This window comes from Acinetobacter chengduensis (assembly GCF_003664645.1).
Taxonomy (GTDB): Bacteria; Pseudomonadota; Gammaproteobacteria; order Pseudomonadales; family Moraxellaceae; genus Acinetobacter; species Acinetobacter chengduensis.
This window is the reverse complement of sequence record NZ_RCHC01000006.1, coordinates 1-12640: the sequence shown is the minus strand read 5'-3', so window position 1 is coordinate 12640 and position 12640 is coordinate 1. Positions and strand designations below refer to the sequence as shown.

Annotated in this window: 13 protein-coding genes and 4 tRNA genes; 16 read left to right on the top strand and 1 reads right to left on the bottom strand. The window is 41.7% G+C overall.

The annotated features are described in order from the left end of the window. The first annotated feature begins 6 nt into the window (after positions 1 to 6). From hemC to D9K81_RS06570, 16 genes are all read left to right on the top strand, one after another. Positions 7 to 924, top strand: coding sequence for a hydroxymethylbilane synthase (hemC, locus tag D9K81_RS06645; protein WP_120374847.1), 918 nt, complete (start codon positions 7 to 9; stop codon positions 922 to 924). Positions 925 to 945: 21 nt separating this feature from the next. Next, the gene (locus D9K81_RS06640; RefSeq protein ID WP_120374846.1) at positions 946 to 1725 is read left to right on the top strand and encodes a uroporphyrinogen-III synthase; all 780 of its coding nucleotides are present in this window, start codon (positions 946 to 948) and stop codon (positions 1723 to 1725) included. Next, the gene (locus tag D9K81_RS06635) at positions 1722 to 2555 is read left to right on the top strand and encodes a hypothetical protein (protein WP_120374845.1); all 834 of its coding nucleotides are present in this window, start codon (positions 1722 to 1724) and stop codon (positions 2553 to 2555) included. The genes D9K81_RS06640 and D9K81_RS06635 overlap by 4 nt, the downstream gene beginning before the upstream one ends. Before the next feature lie 6 nt (positions 2556 to 2561). After that, positions 2562 to 3755 carry a heme biosynthesis protein HemY gene (locus D9K81_RS06630; RefSeq protein WP_120374844.1) on the top strand — a complete coding sequence of 398 codons (1194 nt, stop codon included), beginning with the start codon at positions 2562 to 2564 and terminating at the stop codon, positions 3753 to 3755. A 13-nt stretch (positions 3756 to 3768) separates the two neighbouring features. Further along, a complete protein-coding gene (locus D9K81_RS06625) occupies positions 3769 to 4197 on the top strand; it encodes an acyl-CoA thioesterase (protein ID WP_120374843.1) in 429 nt (142 codons plus the stop codon). Between the two features lie 136 nt (positions 4198 to 4333). Further along, entirely contained in the window at positions 4334 to 4657 is a 324-nt protein-coding gene (locus tag D9K81_RS06620; RefSeq protein ID WP_120374842.1) for an H-NS histone family protein, read from the top strand. Between the two features lie 185 nt (positions 4658 to 4842). Continuing rightward, positions 4843 to 5586 carry a type II secretion system protein N gene (gspN, locus tag D9K81_RS06615; protein WP_120374841.1) on the top strand — a complete coding sequence of 248 codons (744 nt, stop codon included), beginning with the start codon at positions 4843 to 4845 and terminating at the stop codon, positions 5584 to 5586. Further along, a complete protein-coding gene (locus D9K81_RS06610; protein WP_120374840.1) occupies positions 5586 to 6446 on the top strand; it encodes a type II secretion system protein N in 861 nt (286 codons plus the stop codon). Before gspN ends, D9K81_RS06610 begins: the two co-directional genes overlap by 1 nt. 39 nt (positions 6447 to 6485) lie before the next feature. After that, complete coding sequence (gene gspD, locus D9K81_RS06605) at positions 6486 to 8717, top strand: type II secretion system secretin GspD (protein WP_120374839.1); 2232 nt, start codon at positions 6486 to 6488, stop codon at positions 8715 to 8717. A 100-nt stretch (positions 8718 to 8817) separates the two neighbouring features. After that, positions 8818 to 9528: an FHA domain-containing protein gene (locus tag D9K81_RS06600; RefSeq protein ID WP_120374838.1), complete on the top strand. Its 711-nt coding sequence runs from the start codon at positions 8818 to 8820 to the stop codon at positions 9526 to 9528. Between the two features lie 134 nt (positions 9529 to 9662). Further along, positions 9663 to 10331: a phosphoglycolate phosphatase gene (locus tag D9K81_RS06595; RefSeq protein WP_120374837.1), complete on the top strand. Its 669-nt coding sequence runs from the start codon at positions 9663 to 9665 to the stop codon at positions 10329 to 10331. A 110-nt stretch (positions 10332 to 10441) separates the two neighbouring features. After that, the gene (trpE, locus tag D9K81_RS06590; protein WP_120374836.1) at positions 10442 to 11935 is read left to right on the top strand and encodes an anthranilate synthase component I; all 1494 of its coding nucleotides are present in this window, start codon (positions 10442 to 10444) and stop codon (positions 11933 to 11935) included. Between the two features lie 98 nt (positions 11936 to 12033). Next, positions 12034 to 12109, top strand: a tRNA-Thr gene (locus D9K81_RS06585). 52 nt (positions 12110 to 12161) lie between these two features. Beyond that, positions 12162 to 12245 (top strand) — tRNA-Tyr (locus tag D9K81_RS06580). Between the two features lie 39 nt (positions 12246 to 12284). Continuing rightward, a tRNA-Gly gene (locus D9K81_RS06575) sits at positions 12285 to 12360 on the top strand. Positions 12361 to 12376: 16 nt separating this feature from the next. Next, positions 12377 to 12451, top strand: a tRNA-Thr gene (locus D9K81_RS06570). Between the two features lie 2 nt (positions 12452 to 12453). Here D9K81_RS06570 and D9K81_RS18565 read toward each other — a convergent pair. After that, on the bottom strand, positions 12454 to 12640 hold a 187-nt coding region (locus tag D9K81_RS18565; RefSeq protein ID WP_207667513.1), incomplete at its 5' end, for a hypothetical protein.

Here is a 12640-nt window from a genome sequence, read left to right as displayed (position 1 = left end):
AATGTTATGAAAACCCTGAAGATTGCAACACGACAAAGCCCGCTTGCACTTTGGCAAGCAGAGCATATTAAAGCTCGTCTCGAAGCATTACACCAAGGTTTGCAGGTCGAGTTGGTTACATTTGTAACTCAGGGTGACAAAATCTTAGATACACCATTGGCTAAGATTGGTGGGAAAGGCTTATTTGTAAAAGAACTTGAAGCCGCTTTACTCGATGGTCGTGCAGATTTGGCTGTACATTCGATGAAGGATGTACCCATGGCATTACCAGAGGGTTTAACGCTCGCGGTCATTTGTGAACGTGAAGATCCACTTGATGCTTTTGTTTCCAATACTTATGCAAGTTTTGCAGATTTGCCTCAAGGGGCAAAAGTTGGCACATCAAGCTTACGCCGTAAATGTCAAATTTTAAAAAGCCGTCCAGACTTAGAAATCATTGATTTACGTGGCAATGTAGGTACGCGTTTATCTAAACTGGATGCAGGCTTATATGACGCAATTATTTTAGCCAGTGCAGGTTTAAAACGTCTTGGTTTGGCTGAGCGCATTCGCCATACATTGGCACCTGAACTAAGCTTACCTGCCGTGGGCCAAGGTGCATTAGGTTTAGAGTGCCGTGAAGCCGACACTACAGTATTAGATTACATTTTGCCTCTTATGCATGCCGAAACCAATGCATGTGTACGCGCAGAGCGCGCTTTTAATGCGTATTTGGAAGGCGGTTGCCAAGTGCCTATCGCAGGTTATGCCACATTGCAACAGGACAGTTTACACATTGAAGGCCGTGTCGGAAGTGTTGATGGTTTAACACTACTCAAAGCAACACAACAAGGTGTTATTGCAGATGCAGAAGCTTTAGGCGTGGCCTTAGCCAAAGACTTGCTTGAGCAAGGTGCTGGCGATTTATTAAAAGCACTGTACTAAGACTACTTTATCCTTTGTGCCATGTTGTTTATTAATACCCGACCCTCAGACCGTGCCCAGCAGCTCACACAAGCATTGCAAGCTGAGGGGATGGATGTATTAGAGCTTCCTTTGTTAGCGCTTGAGGCGATGCCGTGGTCTGAGTCACTTGCGCATTTGTTTGCACAAATCGACCGAGTAAAGGTCATTGTAGTGGTTAGTCCTGCAGCGGTCACATTTGGTATGCAAGCCTTGGCTCAGGCTGGTGGCAAGCCCGAAGATTTGCACCGCATTCAGTGGATTGCGGTCGGGCAGGCAACAGCACAAGCACTTTTGCAGTATGGCTTTGAAAGCCATGTGCCTGAGGTTGAAACATCAGAAGGCATGCTAAGCTTACCTGTATTGCAACACTTAGATTCATCTGCGCAAATTGCTTTTTGGCGTGGTGAAGGTGGCCGTCAATTTATGATGGATAGCTTAGCTAATCAAGGGGTTCAGGTGCTTAACTTTGTTTTGTATCGACGGGATTGCCCTGTGTCTGCGACACAAACCTTGCAGGCACATTTGGATGTCATTCGTGAAGCATTAGCTTGTGTATTACTGATTACAAGTGAGGCTAGCTGGAACAACTGGCTAAGATTAGCACAGCACTATTTGTGTGAGCAGACATCAATGTACTGTTTTGTTTTGGCAGAGCGAGTGACTCGTCTCGTTGAGCAATCTTGTCATGAGCATCAACTGGACTATCAAGTGATACAGCTTGAAGACTTAAAACAGGATACTATTTTAAAGCAGCTTCATGCTGTACAAGGGAATACATGAAGAAACTGTCTATCTTGTTGGTGGTTGTACTGGCATTGTGGTTGCTGAAGTTGAGTTATGATGTTTATTTTTTGCAAGCGCAGCAACAGCAAGCGCAACAACAGCAGAGCCAACTTGAACAAAGCAATGCCAACTTAAATGATCAAATGGCGGCGTTAAAACGACAAATAGGACAACCATTAGCGACAAGTTCTACGCCAACGACACAGGTTGACTCAATTCCAGTCGAGCAAATGGCACCGAGTAAGCTGATTGCCATGCAATTAGATTACATTGAATTTGCGCTACAGCAACAACAATATGCATTGGCTTTAGAGAAGTTAATGCACTTAGATCAAAGTTTAGAAAGTTATCCTTTAGCGCCTGCGTTAAAAGCCAGTTTGCATCAAGTCATTGAAAAAGATCGTGGCAACATTGTGCAATTTGTACAAGCGCGCAACACACAAAATCAAAAGACAGTCAGTTTGCTACAACAGCTGGATGTAGAACTCGCTAAAGAAATTCAAAAACAACATATTAGTTCGCCGACACAACAAGATCAGTCATTTTTAAAACGCTGGATTCAAATTGAATCAGTTGATCGACCAAGTGCGGTTTTAATGCAACGGTCATTGGTTTTAAAAGAAGCACAATTACGCTTGTTAAATGCACAGCAACTGTTGCAAAAAGGGCAGTATCAAGCCTTTCAAGTTGAGCTTAGTTCAATTGAAAAAAACTTAAAGCAATTGCCTGATTCAAACACACAGCATTTTATTCAGCGGATACACCAATTAAAACAATCACCTGTATTTACTGCACCAGTATTAAATACACGAACTTTAATTGGATAAGCCAACATGAAACAGATCATTTTTGCCTATGTTTTTGTTGCCCTATTATGTACGGCATTATTTAGTTTACTGAGCTATGGTTATGGCGCGGGCTATGTGTATTTATATTGGCGTGAATGGCAAATACAAACCAACCTTTGGTTTTTAATTTTCAGCTTAATTTTATTTAGCTTTCTGGTTCAAATGCTTTGGTTGGCAGTCAAACGTTATTTAAGCCGTGAGCAACGTAAAATAGAAACAGTATTTAATTTTAATCAACTGCATCCTTATGAGCAATTGGCTGTCGTGTGGTTATTAAATGCAGGATCAGATCAACAAAATTTTATTCAGCAAGTTTTTAGTCAGTCTGGCTTATTAAAAGGAATTATTAGCGCACGTTTATATTGGATGCGTCAGCAATATGACGAAGCTTTAATGGTCTTAAATGAAGCGAACCCCACAGCATTTGAGTTAGCAGAACAGCAACGGATCGAAATTTATTTATCAAAAAATGATGGCGAGCAAGCATTAACACATCTTGAATTTTTAAATCAACATGAGTTATCGCCGTGGTTGGATAATGTTAAAGAGTCTTATCAGCAACGTTTAATTAGCTTATGGGGACAGTTTGCTGCTCAGTTCCCGTGGTTATATTTACATTCTACGCGCTATGGTCATTTAGATGAAACAGCCAAGCAAATTTGGTTGAAGCAGTTGTTGAAGGCATTTGATCAAGCCTCTGTGGCGGATTTGCAGCGTTTACAACAGCGCTATTTAGATTTAAACGAGCAAATAGAAGTCCGCCCTTATGAGATTAAGGTGCTTTGGTTAAAAGTTTTAGCCCGTTTGCCTGAACTGGGAATGCAACATCAGCAGTTAGCCGAACACTTGCTGGGGGAGCAATTTAACCAAGAAGTGTTCTATTTATGGTTTGAGCAGCAGTTATTGTGTCAAAACCCAGACTATCAACATGCTGAACAGCAGATTAATCTTTGGGAAAGTCGTTATCCGGCTTTGCCTGTATTAAGTTTTGCAAAATGGCATGTCTACATGGCAACAGGCCGAACTCAGGATGCGCAGACTCTATTGCAGTTATATCCAGATGATGTGCTGATGAGTTATTTAAGAATTAAGTCCTTGTTACAAGGTCAAGAAGATTTAGAACAACAGTTAAATCTTATTTTTGAAAATAATGCGAATTTCGTAAAAATTAAAATCTAAAAGGACGCGATAAATGGACTTCATTAATCACTATCCGATTATTCTTAAGCAAGCTGTTGCATGGGGGGATATGGATGCTTATGGCCATGTCAATAATACGGCATATTATCGTTATATGGAAAGTGCACGAATTCTATATTTTGATGCTCTAGATATATTTTCTACAGATATATTTACTGTAGTGGCATCCAACCAGTGTCAGTATTTAAAACCCGTATTTTATCCAGATACATTAAGTGTGGCGACACGTATTGAAGAGCTCCGAAATAGTGCATTAAGAATGAGTTATATTTTATGGAGTGAAAAACAACAGGCTGTTATAGCTCAAGGTGAGGCTGTGATTGTTTGTGTAGATAAAATCAATATGAATAAAACACCGATTCCAGAAACGCTACGTTCAAAAATGAAAGAATTAGAATTAAAGGTATCAAATGTGATTTAAATAAGTGGAATATTTATTTTGTGAAGATTGGTGAAAACATGTTTTTTATTTTTATTTATATTGAATATTAATTGTAATATAAATATGATGAGCGTGTTTTACAAAACAAAATAAAATGAAACTCGGAGTTAATGTAATGCCAGACATCAGTAATTTATCTGTAGAGGAATTAAAAAGACTACAGGTTGAAGCGGAAGCTTTAATTGCCTCTAAAAAAGATCAAGCAGTTGAAGACGCTTATAATCAAATCGTAGAAATCGCTGAAAATTTAGGTTTAACCATTGAACAAATTTTAGAATTTGGCGCAAGTAAACGTAAAAAAACAGTACGTAAATCAGTAGAGCCACGCTACCGTAGCAAAGCAAACCCAGAAGATACGTGGACAGGCCGTGGTAAACAACCTCGTTGGTTAGTTGCTGAGCTTGAAAAAGGCGCGAAATTAGAAGATTTTATTATCTAAGCCTAAGCAAACTTCGAGGCAATTGGTCACGACATGGTCATGATTGGACGCTAAGATAAAAAACCAAGCATTTTTGCTTGGTTTTTTTATCTCTATGAATTGGCGTTGTGGAAAAAGTGTGCATAATGTGTCTATAAAGAAAGCAAGTTTCATGGAAGAAAAATGATAAGTTCAGTTGAGGCAGGATGAGCAAGAAACCAAAGCAAATCAGATGGTTGATATTTGCTCTCATTAGTTTTTTTATTTTTATCCTGTTGCAAGTTCCAGCAGCATGGATTTTTTCAAAATTTTATAAAAATAATCAGACCCTTCATAACGTCAGTGGCAACATTTGGCGTGGGCAAGCCGATTGGAAAAAAGACCAGCTAACAGGATCTGTGAGTTGGAAAACTCGGCCTTGGGATTTAATTTTATTGCGTGTTGGCGCAAATGTTGAAATTCATAGTGGCAATACCAAGCTTGATGCAGTGGTGGGTTATGGCCTAGGAAAAACCCTGCGTATTCAAAATTTAAATGGACAAATTGCACCAGAAACACTGAAAAGTTTAGCGGATTGGCAGTGGCCAGTGAATGCGATTCAACTTAAGGATGTAGCTACTCGCTATAATCCAAGTCAAGGGTTTACGCAAGCAGAAGGTCAATTGCAATGGGCGGGCGGTGAGTTAATTTATACCTTTGCCCAGCGCCAAGATCGAATGACGATACCATCGTTACTGGCAAAGCTTTCAGATGATCAAGGTAAATTGTTCATTGATGTGCGTGATCAGCGCGAACAAAAAATGATGAATTTGCAATTGGACAACAGCTTGATGCTGGACGTGCAATTGACGCAACGTCTTTTGATGAATGTTGCTTCTTATGATGGTAAGGCAGGCTTAGACACCTATGTGGTGAGCTCGCGTCAACCCTTGATCCGAGGTGGCATGTAATGAGTGCATGGATCGACAAAATTAAACAACTCGATTTAAAGCAAGCGGATCGTCTTGCACCTGTGGCATTGGCCCTTGCTATTTTAGTTTTATGCTGGAAATTGGCGGCTTTACTGTGGTTATTATTGGCACCCCCCCAAGTCATGCAGATTGAACGTGTGGAATTGGGTTCACAGCAAGCTCAGGTGCCAAATATCAGCGCATTTGCACTTTTTCAAGAAGCAACGAATACCTCTGCAAGTGATCAGCAGTTAAATATGACGCTACAAGGGGTTGTACAGGGCTATCCAAGTCAATTTTCCTCGGCTGTCATTAAAGTCAATGAAGTCGCTGACCGTTATCGCGTGGGGGAGCCTATCTTAGGTTCCAACTATAGTTTGTCTGAAGTCTATTGGGATCGAGTGATTTTAAGAACCAGTAGTGGTGCTGTACGTGAACTACAGTTTAAGGGCATGGAAAATGGTTTAGATCAACCCATTGTGCCAGAAGTAAAGCCCAATGCACAAAATGGCAATGTAGGTGATTCTTCCTCAAACAATATGGGAAACAATCAGCCCAGTAGTGCCATAGGTCAAGCGGTACAACGAATACAAGAAAATCGCGATCAGTATTTACAAGATATGGGTATTGGTGCATCCGGAAGTGGCAATGGTTACGAGGTGACAGCGCGTACACCTGTAGGGTTACGTAATAAGCTTGGCTTACAGCCAGGTGATCGAATTATGTCGCTGAATGGTCAAACTGTCGGCCAAGGACAAACAGAAGCACAATTATTAGAACAAGCTCGACGTGAGGGTCAGGTCAAGCTCGAAATAAAACGCGGTGATCAAGTGGTAACCGTACAACAGGATTTGAAGTGATGTGTGATCACTAAAGCAGGTTAGGAAATACGAGTAGTTATGGCTTTATTTAATAATAATCGTCCAATATTGGCCGCCTATGCTTTGGCGCCGCTGGTGGCTATGGTCAGCACTGCCAGCTATGCACAGACATGGAAAATTAATTTACGTGATGCAGATTTAACAGCATTTATTAACGAAGTCGCAGATATTACGGGCAAGAATTTTGCGGTTGATCCAAGGGTTCGAGGCAATGTCACGGTCATTTCAAATAAGCCACTCAATAAAACTGAGGTCTATGATCTCTTTTTAGGTGTATTGAATGTAAACGGTGTGGTGGCCATTCCTTCTGGCAATACCATTAAATTGGTTCCAGACAGCAATGTGAAAAGCTCGGGTGTGCCTTACGATGCGCGTCATCGCGCGACGGGCGATCAAATTGTGACTCGTGTTATTTGGCTGGACAATACCAATGCCAATGATTTGATTCCTGCGCTACGCCCACTTATGCCTCAGTTTGCGCATTTGTCTGGGGTTGCAGGGACGAATGCTTTAATCATTTCAGATCGTGCAAGCAATATTTATCAGCTTGAAACCATTATTCGTAACCTGGATGGTACAGGCCAAAATGATATTGAGGCTGTGACCTTACAGTCGAGTCAAGCAGAAGAGATGATTGGCTTGTTGGACTCTATGAGTTCTACGGGAGCGGCTAAAGATTTGAAAGGTGCGCGTGTTCGTATTATTGCGGATAATCGTACCAATCGAATTGTTATTAAAGGGGATACGGCCTCACGTAAACGTATCCGCCAAATGATTGAAATGCTGGATGTGCCTTCAGCAGATCGCTTGGGTGGTTTGAAGGTTTTCCGTTTAAAATATGCCAGTGCAAAAAACTTGGCAGAGATTTTACAAGGTTTAGTCACGGGTCAAGCAGTTTCATCGAATGATTCTTCAAAAGGATCATCTTCTTCGAACTCTAATTCGAGCATGAATAGTTTAATGAATAACAATTCAGCATCGAATAGTGGCTCAAACAATAATACGGGTTCGAGCATTAATTTAAACTCAAATAATAGTAGTAATAATAACCAAAATAACATCACGACATTTAGTAGTAATGGTATCAGTATTATTGCCGACGCAACTCAGAATGCATTGGTGGTGAAAGCTGATCCTCAGTTAATGCGTGAAATTGAATCTGCGATTCAGCAATTAGATACGCGTCGTCAGCAAGTATTAATTGAAGCTGCCATTATTGAAGTTGAAGGTAATGATGCAGATCAGTTGGGTGTGCAGTGGGCTTTGGGTGATATTAGTAGCGGTATCGGGATTATTAATTTTGATAATATCGGCTCTAGTTTGGGGAGTATTGCTGCAGGTGCTGTGGCGAATGGTGCCTTAGGAGCGGCTGGTGCAATTAGCGCAGGCACATCGTTGGTATTGGGTGATTATAAAGAAGGCAGTGATGGTTCACGTAAACTGTATGGTGCAATGATTCAGGCCTTAAAAGAAAACACTAAGTCGAACTTATTGTCTACGCCTTCGATTGTGACGATGGACAATGAAGAAGCCTACATCGTTGTGGGTGAAAACGTACCTTTTGTTACGGGATCGGTGTCTACTAGTTCTACGGGTACAGCCAATCCATATACGACCATTGAACGTAAAGATGTGGGGGTGACCTTAAAAGTGGTTCCGCATATTGGTGAAGGTGGTTCTGTACGCTTAGAGGTAGAGCAAGAAGTTTCAGATGTAAAAGCAAATAAAGGGCAAGCGTCTGACTTGGTCACCAGCAAGCGCGCCTTAAAAACCTCTATTTTGGCTGAGCATGGGCAAACCATTGTGCTTGGTGGCCTCATTTCAGACAACACATCTTATTTACGTCAGGCCGTTCCTGGCTTGGGTGCTATTCCTGGTTTAGGTCGTTTATTCCGTTCGGATGGCAAGAGCAATAAGAAGCGTAACTTACTGGTATTTATTCACCCGACTATTATTGGGAATAGCAACGAAATTCGTCGTTTGACCCAGCAACGCTATAACCAATTATATAGTTTACAGTTGGCTTTAGATTCAGATGGTAGTTTTGCGAAACTGCCAGAGCAGGTTGATGATGTATATCAACAGCGCTTACCTGTTTCGAAGCTATCGTCTAATACAACAAACAAGACTTACCAGACCGTACCGACTGCACCCGTGATAGTGACTACACCTGTGGCCATAGAGCCAACAGTGAAGCGCCAAACCGTTACTGTGCCAAATGGTGTGCCAGCAAATAAAAATATCCAATAAGCATTGCGTTAACATGCTGAATCAAACTTTAACAGGGGGTTAAAGTTTTCTTGATTCAGCATGCTATGATGCTAAAAAATCATGTAGAGAAGCATATTTCATGACTTGGAAAATAAAAGCCCACGCAGGCGATTCAGCTACGCAAGAGATCAATATTGAGCGTGATCTATTGGTGGGACGCCATCAAGCGACCGATATTGTGTTGCCACAAGCAGATATCTCACGTAAACATGCTGCTTTTTTACTGAAAGAACAAGCGTTATGGGTACAGGATTTGGGTTCTTCAAATGGCACTTTTGTTAATGACGTGCGTATTGCTATGGATGCGGTAGAATTGCATGCAGGCGATGTGGTGCAGTTTGCCAGTGCTGCTAGATTTACAGTAGATGTTGCTGAACAGCCTATAGAAGTACCTGTGAGCCCAATACGTCAACCTGCAGAAGCTGTTGCTGTATCTGAGCTTAATGTTCAGCCTAAGGTGGAAGATGTTGCACCTGTCGTTGAAGAAGAGTTTAAAACCGCTGCTCAACAATTGAGTGATCAGGGCATGACGCAGTTGAATGAGCGCGATAATAATGTCCAGCTCAGTCGTGATGGAATGCCTCAAAATATTTCTGTACCTAAACCTGCGCCAATTCCTGAAGGTGTAGATATTAGTGCAGCGACGCCAGAGCCTAAGCCAATTCCTGTCGAGCAACCAATTACACGTGCCGAAGAAGAAAAGCTTGAGCAAAAAAATGCGTCTTTGGGCCTAATGAGTCTGATTGTATTAATTATTCTTGCACTCGTTGCATGGTTTATTTTTAAATAAACTCGAAGTTGCGAATTCTAAAGGCATGCAATCGCATGCCTTTGTTGTATTGATATAAAAGATATCAACCATAATTGCATCTAGGGTCGATGGAATGTATGGTTTGAAATGAAAATGAAAAAATAGAGGGCGTTATGTTTGATGTGAAGTTGCAAGACCGTGAAGTCATCCTTTTTGACTTAGATGGGACCTTGGTCGATTCTGCAGCTGACTTATATCTGGCCATGAATATGAGTTTGAATGTATTGCAACTTCCAACGGTGAGTGAAGAACAAGTCCGTGTTTGGATTGGAAAGGGCACTTCTCTGTTTTGTCGTAGCGTATTGGAGCATTTAACCGTAACGGTGGATGCGGCACAGCACCAACAATTGTTGGCAACCTTCTTAAAAATTTATAATGCCGATCCATGCGCAGAGACACGCCCATTTGTTGGGGTACTTCAGTTTCTAGACTGGGCAAAAGCACAAGGCAAAACATTGGTCTGTGTGACCAATAAGCCAGAGCAGCCAGCACGAACTATTTTAGAAACTTTAGATATGTTGCATTATTTTGATGATGTGATTGGTGGAGATCGCTTTGAAGAGCGTAAACCTCATCCACGTCAATTAAATCATTGTGTTGAACATTATCAGGTGGAAACCGCGCAAGTATTAATGGTGGGGGATTCTTCAAATGATGTTGAAGCGTCACGCCGTGCGGGTATTGATTGTATTGTGGTCAGCTATGGCTATAATCATGGTGAGAATATAGCAGACTGTCATCCGCAGTTAATTGTGGATGATTTACGTGAGCTGCTGGCTTAGCAAAGGGTACTAAGGAAGAAACATGAATAGTTGTAAGGTTTTTCGATGGCGTCGCTCAGTTCAATTTTATTTACATACTGAGTAACCCTAATTTAAAAGAGAAAAACCACATGACAACATCAGCACAATTTCAGCAACTTGCTCAGCAAGGCTATAACCTTATTCCAGTCTATCGTCAGCGTTTAGCAGATACAGATACACCACTGTCTATCTTTGCGCGTTTAAAGCAACACCAGCAAGCGTATTTATTTGAATCGGTAGAAGGTGGTGAAAACTGGGCGCGCTACTCAATTATTGGTTTGGGCGAGTCCACTGTATTTTCATGCAATGAAGGTGTGCTGACTATAAAAGCTACAGATGGTAGTCTGAGTGAGCAACCGTGCCTCGATCCATTTCAATTTATTCGCGACTTTCAATCTCAGTTTAAAGTTCCAACCCAGCAGGACTTGCCAGGCTTACCGAGCTTTACAGGTGGCCTGGTGGGATACTTTGGCTATGATGCTGTACGTTATATTGAGCCGAAGCTCAAAAATGTGCCTGCGGACGATCCTGTAGGATTACCTGATATCTGGATGATGTTATCAAAAACTGTAATTGTCTTTGATAACTTAAAAGATACTTTGTTTTTAATTGTGCACGCAGATGTAAATGATGCAGATGCCTATACCCAAGCACAGGCACAATTAGATCAACTCGAAGATATTCTCGCGACACCTGTCAGCTTAAAAGCAATTAAACACACTGCGCCACACTTTGAGTCTTTAACTGGACATGACAACTTCTTGGCGTCTATTGAAAAAGTCAAAGATTACATCCGAGCAGGGGATGTGATGCAGGTGGTACCAGGTCATCGTATGGTGTCAGACTTTGATGGAGAGCCATTACAAGTCTATCGTGCCTTACGCCACTTGAATCCTTCGCCGTATTTGTTCCTTGTACAAGGGCAGACCTTAGGCAATAACACGCCATTTCATATTGTTGGATCTTCACCCGAGATTTTGTCACGCTTAGAAAATGGCGTAGCCACTGTACGCCCATTGGCGGGTACACGTCCACGTGGCAAAACCAAAGAAGAAGATTTGGCATTAGAAAAAGATCTACTTTCGGATGAAAAAGAAATTGCTGAGCATTTAATGCTGATTGACTTGGGGCGAAATGACGTCGGTCGTGTTTCCAAAATTGGTAAAGTGCAAGTGACTGATCAAATGGTGATCGAACGTTACTCGCATGTCATGCACATTGTGTCAAATGTGCAAGGTGAGGTACGCGATGATGTTGATGCTTTGGATGTTTTTAAGGCAACATTCCCAGCAGGAACGCTTTCTGGTGCTCCTAAAATCCGTGCTATGGAAATTATTGACGAAGTTGAGCCAGTAAAACGTGGAATTTTTGGTGGGGCTGTTGGTTATTTAGGCTGGCACGGCGAAATGGACATGTCGATTGCGATTCGTACCTGTGTTATTCGTGAAAATAAGGTCTATGTTCAGGCAGGAGCTGGTGTGGTTTACGACTCAAATCCTGAATCTGAATGGAATGAAACGCAAATAAAAGCTCGTGCAGTGATCAAATCGGTTGAATTATCATCAAATGGATTGATTTTATGAGTTTTTCACGTTTTTTTTAGAAAAAACACTTGCAAGGATTTCAAGTTTTGCTAAACTGCACACCGTTCCGATACGAAACGTACGAAACACTAAGAAACGCCGGCATAGCTCAGTTGGTAGAGCAACTGACTTGTAATCAGTAGGTCCACAGTTCGAATCCGTGTGCCGGCACCATCTTAGAAAGTTTGAGTATGGTTGAAGAACGACACTGAAGTAAGTGTAAAATGGTGAGGTTCCCGAGCGGTCAAAGGGGGCGGACTGTAACTCCGCTACGAAAGTTTCGAAGGTTCGAATCCTTCCCTCACCACCAATTTTAAGACTTCAATTAAGTGGAATGTACCAACATCGTGCGGGAGTAGCTCAGTTGGTAGAGCGGCAGCCTTCCAAGCTGCATGTCGCGAGTTCGACCCTCGTCTCCCGCTCCATTGAAGTACTAAATTTGCTCTTATAGCTCAGTGGTAGAGCACTCCCTTGGTAAGGGAGAGGTCTCGAGTTCAAATCTCGATAAGAGCTCCAGATTACAGTTTAGCAACATTGTTGCACAAGATTTCAAAAGCAGGCTTATTAGTCTGCTTTTTAAGTATCAGGGTGTCTATTTTTTTAGGCAAGCAAGTCGATGCTGGGTTTTGCTCAGAATTGTGTTCGACGTAAACGAGGAATATGAACATGGCTAAGGCTAAGTTTGAACGTAATAAGCCACACGTT